The organism is Prosthecobacter sp. (genome assembly GCF_044378005.1).
GTDB lineage: Bacteria > Verrucomicrobiota > Verrucomicrobiia > Verrucomicrobiales > Verrucomicrobiaceae > Prosthecobacter.
In genome coordinates this window covers 65,697-86,695 of the sequence record NZ_JBILYB010000007.1, presented here as the reverse complement: position 1 = coordinate 86,695, position 20,999 = coordinate 65,697, and the positions used below count along the sequence as shown (strand labels likewise).

Genomic DNA, 20,999 nt, shown 5'->3' with positions numbered 1-20,999 from the left:
TTCAGCCAAACTGGTTCTGGCTCTCCTATTTCTTCGTCTTTCCCCTGCTGACCATGCGCCTCTTTGCCGAGGAAAAGAAGATGGGCACCTTCGAGACGCTCTTCACCACGCCGGTGCATACCTGGCAGGTGGTGCTGGCGAAGTTCGGAGCCTCTGTGCTGGTGTATGCCGTGCTTTGGATGCCGAGCTTTCTTAATTTCCACATCGTGGACTACATCACCGCCGGTCAGATCGAGATGCCGCCGGGCTCGCTGAAAGGTAGCTACCTCATTCTGCTGGCGATGGGCCTCTTCAATCTTTCCATCGGCTGCTTTGCCTCGTCCCTGACCTCGAACCAGATCGTCGCGGCGGTGATCTCCTTCACCGCGAGTCTGCTGCACTTCTTGGGCGGGCTTTTCATCATGGTGCTCGGGCGAAAGGTCTCGGAAACCTTCGTGGATATCACCAGCTACTTCGCCAGCATGGAGCACATCCGCACGTTCACGAGCGGGCTGATCGACACCCGGCCCATCGTCTATTACACCAGCCTCGCGCTGCTCTTCCTGGCTCTGACGCATCAAGTCGTCGAGTTCCGCCGCTGGAAACCCTGATCCCTGGTTCGTCACGCCGCCATCTTTTCCCTCAATGCCTTCCGATTCCGAATCCCCCCCCAAAGCCACCCCGCCGATGCCCCGCCGCTGGAGCATCGGGCTGAATGTGTTCCTGCAGATCGTGCTGACACTGGGGCTTTTCTTTGGGGTGAACCGCCTCAGCTACCGTTACCACACACGCTGGGATCTCAGCCCGCAGCAAAACTTCACCCTCAGCACGACGACACTGAACAATCTGGACAAGCTCTCCAAGGATGTCTTCATCGCCAACGTCATCCCGCGTGACGGCCCGCTTTTTGGCGAGGTGCAGACACTGCTTGAGGAATATCGCATCAATGGCCGAGGTCGTGTGAAGGTGCGCAGCATCGACCCCGTGCGTGACATCGAGCGCGCCGAGACCCTGAAGACGGAAACTGGACTGCCGCTGGACCAGAGTGGCGTCGTCGTTCGCTGCGGCAAACGCACCCGCTTTATCACCGAGGAGGAACTCGTGGTCCGCGAGCAAGGTACGGAGACGCAGCGCGCCATCAAGGAGTTTCGTGGCGAGGACGCCATCACCTCGGCGATGATTAACGTGGTCGATGGAGATGCGCGGAAGTTGTACATCCTTGTGGGCAAAGGGGCGCGCACAGAGGCTGCTCTGGTCGAATCCATGGTCGCCATCGGTGAACTCGGACGCGCGCAGAATTTCCAACTCTTCCCGCTCAACCTCGCGGAGATCAGCACCGTTCCCGCTGATGCAGATGGCGTCCTCCTCGTGGGCCTGCGCTACGACTTCTCCGAGCGCGAGATCGACATCATCAAAGCCTACTGGGCACGTCAGCGCACAGGGTTGTTTGTCATGCTTGATCCCTCTGGCGAGACGCCGCGTCTGAATGCCTTCCTCGGGCTCCATGGTGTCGTGCCACGCGGTGATCGTGTGCTTTATGCGGAGAGCATCGGTAGCGGCACGCGGAAGGAATTCTCCGTGCAGGCCGTCTTCGACAACGAGTCCTCCATCACCCGTCCCATCGCCGCCAGCGGCACCACCCTGCCAGGACAGAGCGAGTCCCTGGAATTGCGTTTTGATGACGAGTATCTGAAGAATCAAAACATCACCGTGCATCCGCTCATCGGAGCCACGGAGCGCTACTGGGGTGAGAAGAACTACCTAGAAGATCTCCCCGTCGCCGATGACGATGACACACGAAAAGACATCTTCCTCGCCGCCAGCGTCGAGCGTGGCACCATCACCGACGAACGCCTGCGAGTGGACAGTTGCCGCATGGTCGTTATCGGCAATGCCGCCCTGCTCGATAAGCAATCCGCGCTCGCCGTGAACCGTGACTTTGTGGCCGCCAGCCTGAACTGGATACTCAACCGCGAGAAGCTGATCGGCATCACCCCGAAGGCGAAGCACAACTACCGCATCCAGCTCACACGCCGCCAGAGTGAGATCATCTTCTGGGGCACCACCGTCGTCATGCCAGCCATCGTGCTCTGCTTTGGTCTCATGGTCTGGGCCACACGCCGGGCAGCGTGAGTTATCATTCGTTAAATTTTTCCAGCATGCGCCTCCGCACCACACTTTTGCTCCTTTTCCTAGCCGCTGTCCTCGGGGCGGTCATCGTGGGCATCGAGAAATACCTGCCATCCACACGTGAGTTGGTCGAGATGAAGAAGGGACCCGTTCGGTTTGATCCGAAGAAGATCACACAAATCGAGCTCGACTCCAGTGGTGGAGATGGCGTCAGCCTCCAGTGGGATGGCGCGCAGTGGTGGGTGCGGCGGCCATTCAATGACCTCGCCGACCCCGAGCGCGTGGAGAAGTTTGTGAACGAACTGCTCGCCATCGGCTGGATCAACCGTGTCCATCGTGAGGAGTTTGAGGACGATGCTGCATGGACTAAAACGCAGCTCGAAAAGCCGCACCACACCGTCCGCCTCAGCGCAGGCAGTGAACTCGTGCTAGATCTCGGCCTTGGAGCGGTTTCACCCATTGAGGGCAGCCACTATCTCGGCCTCGCGCCGGTCAAAGAGGAGACCGAAGGCTCCTATTATGTCACCAAGACCTCGCTGCCCGAGCTGCTGAAAGCCACACCGAGTGACTGGCGTGATCCGAAGCTCCTGCGTGCTCCGGCCACCGCCATCATGAATCTCAAACTCGTCCAGGCAGGTGGCCAGATCGAGCTCTCCCGCACCGATGAAAAGGCTCCGTGGATGCTCGTGAAACCCCTCAGCACGCGTGGCAGCAAAGAGCGCATCGGCGAGCTGCTCTCCACCCTGCTGAACCTCACCATCAAAGAAGCCGCCGAGGCCGACTCCGCGCCTGCAACCACAGCCCTCGCCGCCGAAGAGATGAAGATCAGCATCACCATCAAAGGGCTGGCGAAAGCCTTTGATCTCACCCTCACCAAGCCTGCAAAACCTGACGCCACCGAGACCACGGCGCGCGCCAGTTACCGCAAGCCCGTCTATACCATCGTCTCAAAGTCCCTCTCCCAGCTCTGGGGGGAGCCGAACCAACTGCGGGATCGCATGCTCGCACGCATCGACAAGGAAACCGTCAGCGCCATCGACATCACCAGCGCCCTGCATCCCGCGATTCATCTGGAGGTGAAAAACGACTCCTGGTTCACCACGCGTGGCACCCGTCTGGCTCCGGCCAATGGCGACCGCATCTCCCGTTTCTTCGATGCGCTGAACAACTTCCAAGTCCTCGAATTCACCGCCGACTCCGCCTCCAATCTCATGCCTTATGGCCTCGACACCCCCTTCCTCACCGTCTCGTGGATCGAGGCCGGTGCAAAGCCCGTGAAGCTGCATTTCGGAGCCAATGCCGAGAGCACTGACTTCTTCGCCAAATACGATCATGAGCCTTCCGTGTATCGCGTCGATGCCAGCATCCTGCCGAACATCCCGCAGGAGCCCATCAAATGGAAAGGACTCGGCGTGCTGCGCTTCACCCAATTCGCCCTCCGCCAGATCAGCCTCGCCGCAGGCACTGCGCCTCCGACTGTTTTAAAATACGACCCCACCACCGCTCAGTGGACCGGCAACCGCGCAGGTCAGGACATCACCCCCATGATCGATCGTGTGAAGGCCGACAAACTCGCAGGCTCGCTCGCCAAACTGAACGTCCAGGACTGGGTCGGTGATACCACCGCCGCCATCAGTGCCGTGCAGAATCCAGCCTTGCGCGTCATCGTGACTCTCGGTGAGCCCGGCACCAACACCGGCCCTACCCGTGACCTTGTCCTCAGCTTCACCCCCACGCAGTCCGACAACATGAACTCCGCCCTCTACTACGGCCAGCTTCAGGGCGACGCCGACCTCTTCTACATCGCCCGCACGACCCTGCTCGAAATCCTGGCCCCGGTGTTCAAAGCGAAGCCGTAGAGCTTTCCCCTTCCCGGCAGCGTGACGCAGCCCCCATGAGAGACCTGCTCCCAGCCCACCGCCCAGCTCTCGTCCTCGCTCCCATGCAGGACGTTACCGATCTGCCCTTCATGCGGCTCATGGCGCGGTATGGCGGCCCCGATCTCTATGTCACCGAGTACTTCCGCGTCACCACCGACTCGAAGCTGGACGCCACCATCCTGAAATCCATCACCGAGCATGACACAGGCCGTCCGGTGATCGCCCAAATGATCGGGCAGGAAATCCCGGCCCTCGTTCGCACAGCACAGCAGCTCGAAAAATACCCCGTTGCCGGGATCGACCTCAATCTCGGCTGCCCGGCTCCCATCGTCTGCCGCAAAGACGCTGGTGGCGGCTTGCTACGCCAGCCCGAGCGAGTCGATGAAATCCTCCGCGCTCTCCGCGGCGTGATCCAGGGTCGCTTCACTGTTAAATGCCGCGTTGGATTCACTGACAAAACCGAGTTCCCGCGCCTGCTGGACGTGTTTTTGAAGCACGACATCCAGATGTTAACCATCCACGGACGCACCGTGCGTGACGCCTACAAGACACCCGTCCATCCCGAGTGCGTCGCCACTGCGGTGCAGGCCATACCCTGTCCGGTGATCGCCAATGGCAATGTCGTCGATGTGCCCACCGGCCTCGCCTACCTCCGCCAAACCCAGGCCGCCGGACTCATGATTGGGCGCGGAGCCATCCGGCATCCCTGGCTCTTTTCCCAGATTCGAGCGCATTGGGAGGGTGCCGAGGCTCATCAACCTTCCAGACGGGACATGCTGGAGTATATCCATCTTCTCTACGAGCACACCGCCGCCTTCCACCCGAGATACGAGACGGACAAACAGGTGCAGAAGATGAAGCGCTACATGATCTTCATCACCACGGGCATTGACGAAGGCCGCTTCGAACACCGCATCCGCCGGGTCACCGCTGAGGAAGATTTTTTCTCCATCTGCCAGGAGCACCTCGACAGCCCCGAGCCTCTCCCCGTTCGTCCCCCCGAGGATTCCGGTGTTTTTTGTGGCTTCGCTGAGCTGAAGTGACACTTCCGCGCCTGAAACCTGGGTTGACACCCCCTCCCCGGCGATTATGCATCGAACCCCGGCGCGGAAACTGCTGTGTCGGGTTAAATCCCCCTCAATCCCCACACAAATACAATGGTCAAAATCGGCATCAATGGTTTCGGGCGCATCGGCCGCCTCGTGTTTCGCGCAATCTGTGATCAAGGCCTCCTCGGCAAAGAGATCGAAGTCGTCGCCGTCAACGACCTCGTGCCTGCTGACAACCTCGCCTACCTCGTCAAATACGACTCCACCCAGGGCAAGGCCAGGGAAGAAGTCTATTCCAAGAAGAGCAGCCCCGACGTGGCCGAAGACGATATCCTCGTTGTCGATGGTCATGAAATTAAGTGCCTCGCTGTCCGCGAAGGCCCCTCCGCCCTCCCATGGAAGGCACTCGGCGTCGATATCGTCATCGAGTCCACCGGTCTCTTCACCGAGCGCAGCAAAGCCCAGGGTCACATCGACGCCGGTGCCAAGAAAGTCATCATCTCCGCCCCAGGCAAAGACGAAGACATCACCATCGTCATGGGCGTGAACCATGAGAAGTATGACGCGGCCAATCACCACGTCGTCTCCAACGCCTCCTGCACCACCAACTGCCTCGCCCCAGTCGTTCACGTCCTCCTGAAGGAAGGTTTCGGCGTCGCCGAAGGTCTGATGACCACCATCCACAGCTACACCGCCACGCAGAAGACCGTGGACGGCCCATCCAAGAAGGATTGGAAAGGTGGCCGCAGCGCCGCCATCAACATCATCCCGAGCGGCACAGGTGCTGCCAAGGCCGTCGGTCTGGCGATCCCAGAAGTGAAAGGCAAGCTCACCGGCATGTCCTTCCGCGTGCCGACCCCGACCGTCTCCGTGGTGGACCTCACCGTGAAGACCGAGAAGGAAACCAGCTACGCCGAAATCAGCGCTGCCATGAAGAAAGCCAGCGAGACCTATCTCAAAGGCATCCTCAACTGGACCGCCGACGAAGTCGTCAGCACCGACTTCATCCACGATCAGCACAGCTCCATCTTCGACGCCGGTTCTGGCCTCGAACTCAACAGCAAGTTCTTCAAGCTGGTGAGCTGGTATGACAACGAGTGGGGCTACAGCAACCGCGTGGTCGATCTCGTGAAGTACATCGTCTCCAAGGGCATCTAATCAGCCCCCGAGCATTAGGAATCACAACGGGCCGGATCGAAAGATCCGGCCCTTTTTCGTGAACCGTGCCACGTTTCGCCATAGCTGCTGAGATCGGACAAAAAGAATTCCTGAAGCGAGCCATGATGGAACAGCGTGGATTCAGGTAAGACTTTAGCTGTCCTCGCCACGCTTTTTTAACCGGGCCAGCATTTCGCGGATGTCTCGCGCACCTTTGAAGGAAACGTAGATCGTGATGCTGCAATACCAGATCAGCGCTGCAACGGTGAGGATGAACCAGAAGGTGATCATGAGCAGGCGCGTGGTTTGAGGAGTGAGCCGATGATCATACCGAGGGCGGCGGCGACGAAGGCGGAGATGCCAGCGATGTCCTTGCCAATGCTGGCGGCGAAGGCAGCGGTGGCGGGGAGTTTTTCCAAGGTGAGCTGGGTGATGGGCACGGCTGCGCCGAGGAAGATGCCGCCGATGGCACCCCAGTTGTTCGCGCGCTTCCAGTAACAGCAGGCGATGAGCAGGACAGACATGCTGCTCAAGTAGATGGAGCCGGTGAGGAGGAGGTAGGACCAGACGTTGCCCTCGATCTTGTAGAAGAGGCCGAAGATGAGGAGATAGACGCCGATGAGGGCGACGATGCAGCGATTCCAAAGGATGGCGCGTTTGTCAGTCCAGGCGCTGCGGCGGAAGGGGGCGAGGATGTCATTATAAATGACGCTTCCCCAACTGAGCATGTAGGAGGAGTTCGTGCTCATGTCGGCGGCGAGCATGGCGGCGATGAGCAGCCCCATGAGCCCGATGGGGAGGAAGCCACCAAGGAATTCGGGCATGGCGAGCAGGGAGGCATCTGCCAGCGTGGCCTGGGCATCGGCGCTGAGCGTGGCGACCTCTTCGGGGGTGAGTTTGGCCAGAGGGGCACCGATGGCGGAGTCGGTGATTTTTTGCTGAATCGCGACGGGGATGGCGGAGCGGTCGGCGTCGCTGAGATGCTTCAGCGGCTGCCAGCCGAGGGTGGCGAGTGCGGCGATGCCCCAGATGCCGGGAAGCAGGAAGCGGCAGACGAAGAAGAAGCTGGTCCGGGTGTAAATGCGCTGGCTGGTCTGGCTGTCTTTGGCGGAAAGGATGCGGACGATGACGGCCTGCCAGGTCAGGGCGGCGGCGGCATTCGCAATGAACTGATTGATGAGGAAGGGCCAGCCGAGCGTGGGATTGACGAGAGGGTTAAAGCCGCCCTCGCCGTGGTGCTTTTGCACGGTGGCGACGAGGGTGTCCCAGCCTATATTTTTCAAAATGAGCACGCTGACGACGAGCAACCCGGCGCTCATGACGACGAACTGGAGGAAGTCGGTGACGAGCACGCTCAACATGCCGCCGAGCACGGTGTAGATGACGACCATGAGCAGCAGGGCGGTCATGATGAGGGTGAGATGGGAGAGGTCGAACCCGGCGACGGTGCAGAGGAACTTGCCACCGATCTGGAGGAAGACGCCCATATTCAGTAGCCCGCCCATGACGATGACCATGCCGGAGAGCCAGCGGACGCTTTTGCCGAAGCTCTTCTCGAACATCTCGGGCAGCGTCATGGCTCCGGCCTGGCGGAGGGGTTTGATGCAGAAGCCGGTGAGGCCGATGAGGGCCATGCTGAGCGCCTGGCAGATGCCGGGCATGGCTCCGCTAAAGCCCTGCGTGTAGCCGGCCTGGGCGGTGTACATGCAGGTGATGATGCCAAACTCGGTGGCCGCCAACGAAGCGATGCCGAGGTGGAGGTTCATCTCGCGCCCGGCGACGAGGTAGTCCTCGAGCTTACCGACATATTTCCGCATGGCGATGCCTGCCGCCATGGTGACGAGGAGGTAGAGGCCGACGATGGAGCCGTCGTAGAGCCAGTGGAAGTGGGTCATGGCGGCGTGAAGGGTGGATGGGGATCAGTCGGCGGGCTGATCGAGGATGGCGGGTTCGTTTTTCTCCAGGGGAAGCATGAGGGAGACCAACGCTGCGGGAATGAAGAGGAAGCCGGCGTAGAGGAGGGCTTCACGGTAGTCGCCCACTTTCACGAAGATGCCGAAGAAGACGGTGCCACCGGCGGCGACGATGCGGCCGATGTTGTAGCAGAAGCCGGATCCGGTGGTGCGGAGGAGGACGGGGAAGATGGGCGGCAGGCACATGGTGAAGAGGCCGAAGACGCCCTGGCAGGCACCAATAATGGCGAACTGGATCTTCGTCGTTTCCCAATCCCAGGTGCGTGAGAAGGAGAGGTACATGATGGCGAAGTAGGCGAGCATCATGAGGACGATCGCTTTGCGGTAGCCCATGAGTTTCGCCAACGCTCCGGCGATGTAGTTGCCGATGAGGCTGCCGAGCATGATCCACATGAGGGCGGTGACGAGCGCGCCGTCTTTGCCCTGCTTTGTCAAACCGGCGATCTCAGGCAGGCTGAGGATGTGCTTTTGTTGCCAGAAGAGGAAGGTCCAATGGGCGGTGAGTGAGACAGCGCAGATGATGAGGACTCGCCAGGTGATGCCGCGAACGGCGGGCCCAAAAAGATCGGCGATGCGCGGGACGGGCTGACCTTCGCGGGCTTTTTCCCACTCTTCGGTCTCGGGGACGGCCTTTCGAATCCAGAGGGTGATGAAGGCGGGCAGGACGCCGATGAGGAAGATGTAGCGCGGCTCCTGACCGGCGAGAAGGTAGCCTGCGAGGCAGGCGAGGAGGACGCCGCAGTTCACGGCAGATTGCAGCGTGGCGGCGATCCATGGACGCCATTTCTTCGGCCAGGTCTCGGAGAGCAAGGAAGCGCCGACAGCCCACTCACCGCCAATGCCAAGCGCGGCGAGGAAACGGAAGATCATGAGATGCCACCAAGTTTGCGCGAAGAAGGAGAGCCCGGTGAAGCAGGCATAGGTCAGAATGGTGAGCGTCAGGGTTCGGCTGCGGCCCAGGAGATCGCCGACGCGACCAAAGAACGCTCCGCCGAGCGCCCAGCCGACGAGGAAGGCGGCCTGAATGATAGCACCATGCTGGCCGACGGAGGGATCGCTCTCCGGCAGAACCATGAGCTGGGCAACGAAGGCGGTGGCGACAAGCGTATATAGATGCATGTCCAGTCCATCGAAAAGCCAGCCGAGCCAGGCGGCGATGCCGGAGCGTACTTGATGTGGTGAGAGGTCGCGCAGGCGGGTGATGTCTTGAGTCGGAGCAGGGCTGGTCATGGAAAAGCGGGAGATTGGGACAGGACGGGGAGGTTTGGCAAGCCTACAGAACACACCGGAGAACGAGAATTCAGGAAGTGCAGGCCGAATGTTGATTCAGAGCTAGCCAAAACATCCATTTCGAATCAAATTTCCATACAGATTAACCGTTGGTTTATATGAACCTATTATATTTATGAGAATACCCTTTGCAAAGTTGCGCTCCAAGTTTTAGAATTTGAGAATAGAATACCAAATGCTTCTGAGGGTCACCTTCTTCCGAGGTCCTCAACGGCACACTTCGCGCTCTATAATATCGTGAACCATGTCCTCTGACCTACCAAGCTTCGGTCACTTAACTCTTTCTCACCGTGCGAGCGGAGAGAACGTGAGACTTGTGCGTTCGCCCGATGAGGTCGTGCTACTGGCCTTTGATACTCAAACGAAGCGTCTCGTCGAATTGCACATGCTTCGTGGAGGTCAGCCGATGGAAGGTGCTTTGAAAAAGTCCGCCATGGAGCGAGCCCAGCAAGCGGCGGAGATCCGTGGGCCGACCTTCATGCGCATCCTCGAAGTCGGTGAGGATCAAGGTGTTGTCTATTACACGAGCAACCTGAACGAAGGTGAGTTTGTCCCGGATTATGTGGCCCGTCGTGGGGCGATACCACCTGCCACGGTTTTCTCGTTGCTGCTCCAACTTCTCGATGACGTGATGCTGCTGGCTGACCGCCACCGTCTCGTGCCACAACTTCGGCTAGACCGGGTGATGATCACCACGGTGGAGGATACTTTTCTGCAACTTCGTCTCTACGACTTCGGCCTCGGTGCCGCCGAAAGGACCGCGAGCGACAATTCCCGCCAAGTCCTGCAAGTCTGCGAGCTGATCTTTCTCATGCTCACGGGCAAAGTTTTCGCTGGTGACAACCCCGACCGTTACCCCGCACTCACGGCACTACCGATGAGTCTGCGTACAACCGTCCGCGCGGCGCTGGTGGACCCGAATAACACACCCGTTTCCCTGGAAAAGCTGCGTGATGATCTCCGCGAGGCCTACTCGTCCCAAGTCAGCAGCATTCAGGCGCGCAACACCCGCAAGCAACTCGTCGTGACCGCGACATTGCAACCACGTTCCCAGCTCCAGGACCTCTTGCTCGAAGGCGTGCCCGTCGAGCGCGTTTTGGGAAGCCGCTTCCGTGTCGAGAATGAAGATAACGCCCGCCGCTATCCCTTCTCGATCCCCTGCATCAATGCGAAGTCAGAGCAGCCGATCACCGTGCATCTGCTGCCGCCATCGCGTGTCGTGGACAAGACGCAGTACGACGCCGTGCCGCTGCAAAGCTGGCGCTTCAATCCCGAAAAGCACCCGAACATCCTCCGGAGCCTCAGCCTCTGGGAGAGCCCGGACTGGAGTTTCCTGACGGAAGAGCGTGATCCCGGCTTCTCACTCAGCCGACTGCTCACCGAGCGGCTGACTTTAAATCCCTCCGAGGTCGTCGTGGTGCTCCGCCAAGTGAATGCAGGCATCGAGCAAGCACTCGACTGCGGTGTGTCGCGACTGGAGTTGCACCCCTCGAATCTTTTCCTGCGTGTCGGCAAAGCGGGCCCCATGCTAGCCCGTGAGCACGAGCGCCTGATGCAAAAACGCCTCGACGCCTGGCCTCCCTTCCACGTCAAAGTCCGCCCGCATGTGACCATGCGGAACCTTTACGAGCCACCGCTCGCCGAGCCTCCTGATGCCGCGAAATTTGAGAGTGATCACCTCGCCGACCGCGAGCATCGCAGCCGTTCCTTTGTCGCCCTCGCCGCCTTCCTGCTCACCGGTCAGCGCCAGATTGCCGATGCTCCCGTTTTCCCTGAAGCCGTGCCTGAAGCTCTTGCCGTCTTCATTCGGGAGATCCTCGAAACTTCCCACCTTCGCGGAGTCACCCCTCCTCCAACGGAGTTCGTGAATCGATTCGAAGCCATCTTGTCCGGCCCTGCCGCACCCGACTTCGCGACTCGTTTGCGTGGTTCCTCCGTGGCAGTGGAAGAGATGGAAAGCGTCGGCAGCGTGTCCGACTTCGACGACGACCAGACCTCGGATGACCTCGACGATCCCGCCGTCTCTCCGATCTCACGCCGCCTGCACGCGCATGAGTTTGATCACCTCGCCACCAGCAAGCGCAGCTCCAACTGGCCCGTCATGGCCGCCGCTGCCGTCGTGATCATCGGCCTGCTCGGTTGGTGGTTCATGTCTGGGTCAAACACTGCCGAGGCTCCTGTCGCCGCCACGCCGCCCGTCGAAGCCCTAGCAACTCCGGTGAAAAAAATCGAGGAGCCGAAGAAGGCCGAGATCGCTGCTGTAAAAGCGCCTGAGCCAAAACCCGAACCAAAGCCGAAGGCGGCCGAACCGGAGAAACCAGCGGCCATCGTGGCGACCACTCCAGAACCTCCAAAAACAACGGCTGCGACGACGCCCACACCGCCTGCGCAGCCGACGCTGGCCCCGGTCAAACCACTCCTCGATCTCTCGAAGCCGCCTCCGCCGGTGACCGTGCCAAATCCAGTCATCATCCGCAAAGCCATCATGCCTACGCAGGAAGAGATCGCGAAGTTCAAGCAAGGTCAGGCCAAGCCGCAGCAAGCACCCCTTCCCGTCCAGGTGAGCCCGACACCACCCGCACCTCAGCAGCCAGGAAGCCCACAGCAGATCGGCACGCTCCCCGCCATGAAAATGGCGACGCCACTGGAGCCTGCCAAGAAGCTCTGATCAGGCGCGGATTTCCGCCACTGCCTCGATCAAATCTTGCTCGGTCACTTCTTTGCTGACAAAGGCATCGCCTAGCTGACGCAGCAGCACGAAGCGGATGCGACCCTGATCGAACTTCTTGTCCATGCGCGCGATGCGAAGCAGTTCATCTGTCTCGAAGTTCGCACCCAGATCCACCGGCAGATCAAAGCTCCTCAGCAGCGCCACGATGCGCTCCGCCCCAGCCTCATCCAGCGTGGAAAGCTTCACCGAAAGCACCGCCGCAGCACGCAGTCCGAGCGAGATCGCCTCGCCATGCAGCAGTTGCCCGTAACCCGCCGCTGCCTCGATGGCATGACCCAGTGTGTGACCAAAGTTTAGCAGAGCGCGGATGCCGAGCGTTTCATATTCATCAGCCTCCACCACACGCGCCTTGATGGCGATGTTCCGGCGGATCAACTCGCTCAAATCACCCGCGCCAGCCGCCACGTCATCAATCAGCGGCAGCATCGCCGCATCGCGGATGCAGGCGTGCTTGATGATCTCCGCGAAGCCTTCATTGAACTCGCGCTTTGGGAGCGATGACAGCGTGTCGATGTCCGCGATGACATGCGCGGGCTGGTGAAAGGCACCCACCATGTTCTTTGCATCGGGCAGATTGACGCCGGTCTTGCCCCCCACACTGCTGTCCACCTGACTCAGCACGGTCGTTGGCACCTGGATGTAGGGGATGCCGCGCTGATAAATGCTGGCGCAAAAGCCTCCGAGATCCCCGATCACTCCGCCACCGAGGGCAACAACAAAACTCTTCCGGTCTAAGCCCGCGCGCGCCATCTCGCTGCACACTGTTTCCGCCACGATGAGGCTCTTGCTCGCCTCACCGGAGGGCACCGTGATCAGGCATACCTTCTTCCCAGCCGCTTCGAGACTCGCCACCGCTGTCGCCGCATACAGGGGACCGACTTTCGAGTCCGTGATCACCGCACAAACCGAGCGCTCGCCAAACCTTTCGTTCGCCACCGCGCCGAGGTTTTTCAGCAACCCACGTCCCACATCCACCCGATAGCTGCGCGATCCTAGATCGACGTGGACACTGTGGGCGGGCTGGGCGGAGATTTCAGACATGGAAAAAGGGTTCGTAGTTCGGGCTTCAGCCCGTCTGGTAAGAGTGTGGCAGGCTTTTCAATCCGGGAAAATGATCGATGACCTGCTTGGCCGCCGACTCTGGCGTGCTCGTCGAGTCGAGGCAAATCGTTTGCAGCCATGTCTCGCGTCTGAACCACGTCCCCTGGCGCTTCGCGTAGCGTCGCGTGGCCTGCTGCATCGCTTCCACGGCCTCCGCCAGTGTGCCTTCACCGGCCAGATGTGCCCGCAGTTCCTTCACGCCGATGGCTTTCTCCGGCCCGCCTTTGCCATGAAATGCCGCCACCTCCGCCAGCACACCTGCGTCGAGCATCGTCAGCACGCGCTGATTGATCCGCGCATAAAGGGCCTCGCGGTCCCAGCTCAGCACCACTCCCCTGCCCCAGGGCTCCGTTTGGGCAAAGTTCTGCCTCAGGGCGGATTGCGGCTGCCCCGTGAGCAGGCAGATCTCCAGCGCCCGCTCCACATAGCGAGGATTGGCCAGCGGCACGTTCTGCCCCGCTTCAGGATCGAGCGTCAGCAGGCGGCGCACCTTCTCCGCCAGCGGCAGCGCCCGCAATTCCACGCGCAGAGATTCATCACCCTTCGGCAGTTCCGCCAGCCCATGGGACAGCGCTTTGATGTAAAGCCCCGAGCCCCCCACCACGATCGGCCACCGCCCACGACCCGCGATGTCAGCGATCATCGGCAGCGCCAGCTCCCGATACCTCTGCGCATCACAGAGCGACTCAGGATCGAGCCCATCGTAGAGATGATGCGGCACCCGTTCACGCTCCGAAGGTGAAGGCTTCGCCGTCAGCGTGTCCAGCCCACGATAAAGCTGAAACGCATCCGCATTCACCACCTCCCCGCCAATGCACTCCGCCAGCGCCACTGCCACGCCCGATTTCCCCGAAGCCGTGGGGCCGGTGAGGTAGAAGGGGGCGATGTTTTGATCAGCAGGCACGTAAGAGATTCACCTCTGAATCAGGAATCACGAATCTGAAATCAGGAATCCTTGCTTCTCGACAGTTTCCCCAGCGCTGCCACGTTGGAACAGCACACCATGAAACGCCTCACCAGCCTCCTTGCCGCACTCGCCTTCCTCTCCTCACTGCCAGCGCAGGAGCCAGCCCCCGGAACCCCGAAAGTGCCGCAGGAACTCATGCAGCGGCTCTTCAATCCCGGAGCCACCGAGGAGGAACTCATCGCCGCCACCAAAGACGCGAACAAAGCCGGTGTGCCACGCCAGCAGATCATCGAGGCCAAGCTCATCTGGGGCCTGCGCACCCAAAACACCGCCTGGCTGACCAAGATCCTCCCCGAGCTGGAGATCCTCGCGCAGAACTTCGATGCCACCCAGTCCGCCGGCATCAAGACCGCCGACGACATCCGCGCCTTCATTGAATACACCAAGGGCCTGCAAGCCCAGGAAAAGAAGGACGAGGCCGCCTTTAAAAAACACATGCAGGAGGCCTTCTGGCTCGCCCCCTCGCAGGCCCAGCTCTTCGCCCAGACCATCGACAAAGGCCGCCGTGAAACCAAGATGGCCACGATGAAGATCGACCTCCAGCTCGTGCTCGCCATGTCGAACGGCGAGACCACCACGCTCCAGGATCTCATGGCCGGAAAGAAGGCCGTGCTCATCGACTTCTGGGCCTCCTGGTGCGGCCCATGCATGCAGCTCATGCCCGAGCTGAAAAAGAAAGCCGAGCACCTCCAGAAGAGCGACATCGTCGTCGCTGGCATGAACAAAGACGACGAAAAAGCCGAAGCCGTGTCCGAGAAAGTCCGCAACGAGCAAAACATCGAGTTCCCCTGGCTCATCGAGCCCACCGACCGCCCCTTCACCAAGCTTCTGGAGATCGACAGCATCCCCCGCATGGTCCTCGTCGGCCCCGATGGCAAAGTCCTCTACAACGGCCACCCCCAGGACCCCGGCCTCTGGACCGCCCTGCAAAAGCTCGATCCAGCGATCAAAGCCCCCGGCGCGTAATCACGCATGAAATCCATGCCGGAGATGCTCCGGCAGCGGGTGCCCGGCATCCACATCGTGCACCTCCACGATCTGGCCGTCGTCCATGGAGGCGATGCGGTTGGCGTGGGGGAAGATGCGGTTGTCGTGGGTGACGATGAGCACGGCTCGCTCGGCACTGCGGGCGACACTTTCGAAGAGGTCCATGACGAGGGTGCCGTTCTTTGCATCCAGTGCCGCCGTGGGTTCATCGCAGATGATCAGACGCGGCTCATGCACCAGTGCCCGGGCGATGGCGACGCGCTGCTGCTGACCGCCGGAGAGTTGAGTGGGGCGATGCTTCATGCGATCCCCCAGCCCCACCTGATCCAGCACCTCCCGCGCTCGCTTCTCGGCCTGACGGGTGGACTTTCCCTGAATCAAAAGCGGCACGCTCACATTCTCCACACAACTGAGCGTCGGGATCAGATTGAAGGCCTGGAAGATGAAGCCAATCGAGGTCGAGCGGAACTTCGTCGTCGCCCCGCTGCTCATCTTCCGCAGATCCTGCCCGAAGATCGTCACCTCCCCCGAGCCCGCATCCACGCCCAACGTGCCCGCCACGATGCTCAGCAGGGTCGTCTTCCCGCAGCCCGAGGGCCCCACCAGCATCGTGATGTCCCCGCAGCGCACATCCAGATCGATGGCCTTCAGCACCTGCAAGCGCGAGCCCCCATCGCCAAAGGACTTGTTCACGTTGCGCAGACGCGCGGCCAGCTCGGGAGTCGGTATCGCAGAAGGAGTCACAGGGGGCATGGCAGAGGCATCAGCTCAGATACGAGCCGTGCCAGATCATGGGCCGAGACATTCACCGCCTCAAGGGCACAGAGAGCCAATGTCATTTTCACAGAGGCCCCACGGTGAAGGAGCATGAGCTTTGTTTGCGGGCAAAATGCCTCACCCACGGAAGACCATCGCTGGCTCCAAACGGGCCACGCGCCAGATCCCGAGGAGGGAGGAAAGTCCGCAGATGAGGAGGATCACCACGAAGACGGCCGGCGGGACGATCTCCGGCATGAAGAAGGGAGGTTGCTCGTTTTTCAAAGCGGGGAAGGCAAACATAGCCGTGAAGAAAAGACCGATGCCATAACCTATCATGCCAGCGGTGAAGGCCTGGGTGAGCAGCATGAGGCAGAGTGTCCAGGTGGAGGTGCCCATGGCTTTCAGGGCACCGAGGTGCTTCATGTTTTCCAGCACGAAGCTGTAGAAGGTCTGGCAGGAGATGGCCATGCCGACGATGAACCCGATCACGACGGTGATGCCGAAGGAAAAGGGGATGCCAGTGTTCCGCACATACCACCAGACGGTGGAGTGGTTGAAGTCCCCTTCCCCGTGCTCGAAGCCGCGATTCCGGTAGGCTTTCAAACCGGTCTCTTTCTGGATGTCGGCTACGCACTGCTCCTCAGTCACGCCATCACGCGGGGCGGCGATGACGGCGGAGAGCATCTTGCGCTGAGGCGGGGCGTATTGCAGGGCGCGCTCGTAGGTGGTCCAGACGTAGGGGCCGCCGGTGAAGCTCTGCACGGTGTCGGCGATGCCGACGACGCGGGCTTCTTGGTCATTGATCTCAAACATGTCACCGAGCTTCACCGCCCAGCCTTTGACCTCGGCCAGACGCTTCACGGCGAGGTCGTCAATGATCACGGCATGGGGCAGGCGCAGGTCGCGGATGTCCCCCTCCTTCAGCTTTACCGGAGCCCCGGCAAAGGTGGTGGCGTCGATCCCCATGAGCTGGATGATTTTAAAACTGCCGTTCCCCAGCCTCACCCGCAGGATGCCGGAGTAAATCGGTGCCGCCCAGGCGACGCTGTCCACACTGCGGACGCGGGCGACGTCGGTGTCGAGCAGCGGGTTCGTCTCATTCACCTGCTCCACCTTCGCCTCGACGACCCAGATGGGAGCGGGGACGTTTTTCAGCGTGGCGGTGGTCCAGCTCATGAGCCCGCAGAAGACGGCGCTCTGCTGGGCCATCAGAAACGTGGCAAACACCAGCCCCGCCACGAGCATGAGGAACTTGGCGGTATCGCCAAAGAGCATCTTGAGGGAGAGGCGGAGCATGGTGTTGACGGTTTACGCCTCTGCCACAAGGCAAGGACGCTCACCAGCAAAACGAATCACTTCAGTGTCTGGAGATAGGCCATGAGATCGGCCAGGCCTTGCGGGCCGATGGCAGAAGCCAGGCCGGGGGGCATGAGAGAGTCCTTCATTTCCTCGCGCTTGATGATGCTGGCTTTCTTGACCGGCATCGCTGCTCCTCCGGCGATCTTGAGTGTCAGTTCGTCCGCTGTTTCGCTGATGACATAGCCCATGGCTTGCAGGCCTTCTTTCGTGGTGATGCTGAGGCCGCCGAAGCTGTGCTCCACGGCGGCGCTGGGATAGAGGATGGCGGTGAAGAGGCCGTCCTGGCTGAGCTTGTTGCCGATCTGGGAGAGGTCGGGGCCGAAGTTGATGAACTGGCCTTTGACCTGATGGCAGGCCACGCAACCGGCCTGCATGAACATCTGCTGACCTTTGGTGGCATCGCCTTTGAGTTTCATGAGGTCGGCGAGCGGCGGGAATTTCTCGGCACCGAGCGCGGCGGGCAGCGGGAGTTCCGTGGCGGCTTGATTGCGCAGTCCGGCATCGGTGCTGCGGCTGAGGGCTAGCGCGGCGGTGGTCTTCACGCTGTCCGGTAGTTTTTTCTCGCTCTGCCATTTCAGGAGGGCGCGTCCGCCTTCGCTGCTGAGAGCAAGCGCCTCGACGATGCTGCGGCGCACGTCGTCGCGCTTCTCCGGCCAGAAGGCCTGGTTCAACACGGCCACGCTGGGCCGGTCGCTGACCTTGCCGAGCGCGGCGACGAGTTTCTTCGCCGAGGCAGCGTCCGCCTTCGTGAGGAAGGCCACGGTCTTGCCGACGTTCGCGGCGAGAATGCGTGCGGCGTTGATGGATTCGCCCGCGTCAGGATGCGCGGTGATGTAATCGACGAGTTCCTGCTCGAACCCGGTCAAATTGAGCCGCTGCACGAGATCAACGAACTCCGGTTTGCCGATGACAGGCTTCAGCAGCGCATCCAGCCGCGCCTTGGCCTCGGGATTGGAAGCGATGGTGCTGCGGTCGAGCAACGCGGTGGAAGCGAGAGCCGTTTCGGCGTCGGCTTTGAGGAAGATGGTCAAAGCAGCGGCGGAGACTTCGGCGGGGTGTTTGTAAGAGAGGAGTTGGAGTGCGCGGAGGAATCTATTTTTGTTCTCTGGGGCTTCGGTTGTTACACTGCCTCTTCCTAATGAAGCCTCACCATTGAGGTGGTCTGCGATAACACCAGCACAACGTGGCACGCGCACTCTCCAGATGAGTTCAGCAAGCAACTTGCTCGAAGGTGCCACTGGCGGCGATTCAATCTTGTTTGCAATAGTCATTCGATTATCAGCGAACTGGTCAGCTCCGATTCCCATTGCTTCGATCAGCCAACGATCTGACGACTCGGATGCGTAGGCGACTTTCGTCCATTCATTATGTGCTTCTGCGCTGTCATCAAACCTCAATGCAATCATCGCCTCGCGACGGACAGCAGGTGATTTGTCGGCGACGACCTTCGCGATCACCTCACGCAGCATCTCAGGATGCGCTTGCTGCACGAGACGGCGAGCGGCGCGGATGGCGGTGATGCGGATGTTGGGATCGGTGTCGGTGAGGGCTTTGGTGAGGCACTCGGGCAGAGTGAGGTCGTGTGGGTTGGGTTTGTCGGCACCGGGATTGATGCGCTCCCATTCATGACTGGCGAGCAGCCACAAGGCACGGGCGCGATGCTGTGGGACGGCTTTGGTGTCGTGGAAGAGCTTGTGAAGCTCGGGCTCGGCTTCGGAGCCAATTTCTTCGAGCTTCTTCCACGCGAGATAGCGTGCTTCTTCATTCGGTGATTTCAAAGCGGCCACAGCGCCTTCGACGGTGTCCAACTTGAAACTTGGAACCTGAAACTTCTCCGCCGCCTTCGTCGTGACGCGGAACAACCTCCCCCTCGTCACATCGCCCATCCCATGGCCGCCGACGCCGGGGTCATACCAGTCGGCGACGATCAAACTGCCATCGGGAGCGACGGCGACATCGCTGGGGCGGAACCAGCGGTTTTTGCTGCCTTCGAGGATGTTGACGATCTCGGCTTTGTAGCCAGCGCCGTCGGGCTGGGTGATATAGCCGCGGACGACGTTCGGTCCGGCGTCGCAATGGAGGGGTTGGCCGTGAAAGATGCTGGGGAGGAGGTCGCCTTCATACACCTGCATGCCAGTGGGGCTGCCTGCGCCGGTCATGAGCATGTTCGGGACGACGCCGGGGTCGTTTTGATGCCAGTGGCGCTGCGGGATTTCGCTTTCCCAACCGATGCGGGGGATCTGCCAGCCTTCGCCGGTCATTTCGTCGGAGTAGCCGTAGTTGCCGAACTCCATGACGTAGTTGATGCGCACGCCTTTGTTGCCGTCGTCGTCGTTGTCGGACTGCCACAGGTTTCCGAAGCTATCGACGGCGACTTCCCAGTTGTTGCGGAAGTTCCAGGCGAGCACCTCGACCTTGCTGCCATCCAGCTCGCAGCGGAAGACCATGCCTTGCTGATACGGGCGATTGTTTTGATTGGTGCATTTGATGCCGTGGATGTCGGTGATGAGTTCGCCCTTCGCATCGCAGAGCTGTTTGCCGGCGTTGCCGAAATTGAAGTAGAGGCGTCCATCGGGGCCGAAGTGGAAGGCGTGGATGCCGTGGTCGTGCTGCGCACCGCCGATCTTCGTGAACAGGAGCTCTTTGCGGTCGGCTTTGTCGTCGCCGTTGTCGTCGATGAGCCAGAAAACGTCGTCGCCGCAGGAGATGAGCGCTTTGTTGCCGAGCACGCAGATGCCGTGGGCGCTGTCCACATCGCGGCCCTGGTGGAAGACGGTGGATTTGTCCGCCTTCGCGTCGCCATCGGTGTCTTCGAGGATGAGGATGCGGTCGCCCTCGGCACGTTCGCCGTTGTGCTTGCGGTAGTTCACGACCTCACAGACCCACACGCGGCCCCGGTGGTCGATGTCGATGCTGGAGGGCGAAAGCAGGAGCGGCTCGCTGGCGAAAAGCTGCACGATGAGTTCGGGATGCACGTCGAGCTGCTCGATGGAGTCCGCTGGCTCATGCGAGGCACCGGCGACGGCGCTGGCTTGCAGCGGGCCGGGATTCTCCGTGTAAACGCGGAACTCGACGCTGGTGCTGCCTTGCTTCGTGCCGCCTTCATCGAGCGCGCCGCGTGCTTTGAAGCGTTTCGTGCCCGCAGGCAGGTTGAAAGCGATGACGCTGTTCGCGTGCGTGCCGAGGCCGTATTCGATGGTCTTCCCGGCGCTGCGCAGGGTCTGACCTTCGCAGTTCGAATTCACCCGCACGCTGCCCCAGCCGGACTGCGCGGCTTTCCATTCGACCTCGGTGAGTTTTTTCTCGCTACCATCGGCCAAGATGAGACGCGGCTCCGCCCAGTCCGCCCAATCGGCGGCGAAACCGTTTCCGCCATCGGTGACGACGAGGTAGAGTTCCTTGGCACCTTCGAGCGACACGTCGATGTCCACGCTGTGGTTCGGCGTGTCCTTGGTGATGACCTTGGATTGAAAAAGCGGCTTCGGCGCGGCGAGGGCGAGCGTCGGTAAGATGAGAAGCAGTGGAAACATTTTCATGAGCTGTCCAATACGCCACAGGCCATGCCTCCTGTTCAAGTCCTTCCTCGCATGATTCCCGTGCTTGATTGCGTTGGCAGCCATCTCTAGTCTCGCACCC

Annotated in this window: 15 protein-coding genes; 7 read left to right on the top strand and 8 right to left on the bottom strand. The window is 60.7% G+C overall.

All coding sequences use genetic code 11. From position 1 onward, the window contains the following. The 5 genes from AC6FTP_RS03030 to gap all read left to right on the top strand — a co-directional run. Positions 1 to 590 (top strand): ABC transporter permease (locus AC6FTP_RS03030; protein WP_497205421.1); only part of this gene is annotated, 590 nt, incomplete at its 5' end. Positions 591 to 624: 34 nt separating this feature from the next. Beyond that, positions 625 to 2,112: a DUF7088 domain-containing protein gene (locus tag AC6FTP_RS03025; RefSeq protein ID WP_497205420.1), complete on the top strand. Its 1,488-nt coding sequence runs from the start codon at positions 625 to 627 to the stop codon at positions 2,110 to 2,112. 26 nt (positions 2,113 to 2,138) lie between these two features. After that, positions 2,139 to 3,968: a DUF4340 domain-containing protein gene (locus tag AC6FTP_RS03020; RefSeq protein WP_497205419.1), complete on the top strand. Its 1,830-nt coding sequence runs from the start codon at positions 2,139 to 2,141 to the stop codon at positions 3,966 to 3,968. 35 nt (positions 3,969 to 4,003) lie between these two features. Further along, positions 4,004 to 5,032: a tRNA dihydrouridine synthase gene (locus AC6FTP_RS03015; protein WP_497205418.1), complete on the top strand. Its 1,029-nt coding sequence runs from the start codon at positions 4,004 to 4,006 to the stop codon at positions 5,030 to 5,032. Between the two features lie 114 nt (positions 5,033 to 5,146). After that, complete coding sequence (gap, locus tag AC6FTP_RS03010) at positions 5,147 to 6,196, top strand: type I glyceraldehyde-3-phosphate dehydrogenase (protein WP_497203098.1); 1,050 nt, start codon at positions 5,147 to 5,149, stop codon at positions 6,194 to 6,196. Positions 6,197 to 6,349: 153 nt separating this feature from the next. Here the strand turns inward: gap and AC6FTP_RS03005 are convergent, their stop codons facing one another. The 3 genes from AC6FTP_RS03005 to AC6FTP_RS02995 are packed head-to-tail and all read right to left on the bottom strand — an operon-like array spanning position 6,350 to position 9,399. Then, positions 6,350 to 6,487: a hypothetical protein gene (locus tag AC6FTP_RS03005; protein ID WP_497205417.1), complete on the bottom strand. Its 138-nt coding sequence runs from the start codon at positions 6,485 to 6,487 to the stop codon at positions 6,350 to 6,352. Continuing rightward, entirely contained in the window at positions 6,484 to 8,091 is a 1,608-nt protein-coding gene (locus AC6FTP_RS03000; RefSeq protein WP_497205416.1) for a sodium:solute symporter family protein, read from the bottom strand. Before AC6FTP_RS03000 ends, AC6FTP_RS03005 begins: the two co-directional genes overlap by 4 nt. A gap of 24 nt (positions 8,092 to 8,115) precedes the next feature. After that, positions 8,116 to 9,399 (bottom strand): MFS transporter, encoded by a 1,284-nt coding sequence (locus tag AC6FTP_RS02995; RefSeq protein WP_497205415.1) that lies wholly within the window; start codon positions 9,397 to 9,399, stop codon positions 8,116 to 8,118. A gap of 376 nt (positions 9,400 to 9,775) precedes the next feature. On the opposite strand from AC6FTP_RS02995, the gene AC6FTP_RS02990 reads away from it, so the two are divergent. Further along, positions 9,776 to 12,127, top strand: coding sequence for a serine/threonine-protein kinase (locus AC6FTP_RS02990; RefSeq protein ID WP_497205414.1), 2,352 nt, complete (start codon positions 9,776 to 9,778; stop codon positions 12,125 to 12,127). Here the strand turns inward: AC6FTP_RS02990 and aroB are convergent, their stop codons facing one another. After that, a complete protein-coding gene (aroB, locus tag AC6FTP_RS02985) occupies positions 12,128 to 13,231 on the bottom strand; it encodes a 3-dehydroquinate synthase (protein ID WP_497205413.1) in 1,104 nt (367 codons plus the stop codon). 25 nt (positions 13,232 to 13,256) lie between these two features. Continuing rightward, positions 13,257 to 14,195 carry a tRNA (adenosine(37)-N6)-dimethylallyltransferase MiaA gene (gene miaA / locus AC6FTP_RS02980; protein ID WP_497205412.1) on the bottom strand — a complete coding sequence of 313 codons (939 nt, stop codon included), beginning with the start codon at positions 14,193 to 14,195 and terminating at the stop codon, positions 13,257 to 13,259. A 99-nt stretch (positions 14,196 to 14,294) separates the two neighbouring features. On the opposite strand from miaA, the gene AC6FTP_RS02975 reads away from it, so the two are divergent. Further along, positions 14,295 to 15,224 carry a TlpA family protein disulfide reductase gene (locus AC6FTP_RS02975; protein WP_497205411.1) on the top strand — a complete coding sequence of 310 codons (930 nt, stop codon included), beginning with the start codon at positions 14,295 to 14,297 and terminating at the stop codon, positions 15,222 to 15,224. Here AC6FTP_RS02975 and AC6FTP_RS02970 read toward each other — a convergent pair whose 3' ends face one another. From AC6FTP_RS02970 to AC6FTP_RS02960, 3 genes are all read right to left on the bottom strand, one after another. Continuing rightward, the gene (locus tag AC6FTP_RS02970) at positions 15,225 to 15,998 is read right to left on the bottom strand and encodes an ABC transporter ATP-binding protein (RefSeq protein ID WP_497205410.1); all 774 of its coding nucleotides are present in this window, start codon (positions 15,996 to 15,998) and stop codon (positions 15,225 to 15,227) included. It abuts the gene before it with no gap. Positions 15,999 to 16,139: 141 nt separating this feature from the next. Beyond that, a complete protein-coding gene (locus AC6FTP_RS02965) occupies positions 16,140 to 17,300 on the bottom strand; it encodes an ABC transporter permease (protein ID WP_497205409.1) in 1,161 nt (386 codons plus the stop codon). A gap of 56 nt (positions 17,301 to 17,356) precedes the next feature. Continuing rightward, entirely contained in the window at positions 17,357 to 20,899 is a 3,543-nt protein-coding gene (locus tag AC6FTP_RS02960) for a PVC-type heme-binding CxxCH protein (protein ID WP_497205408.1), read from the bottom strand. Positions 20,900 to 20,999: the final 100 nt, after the last annotated feature.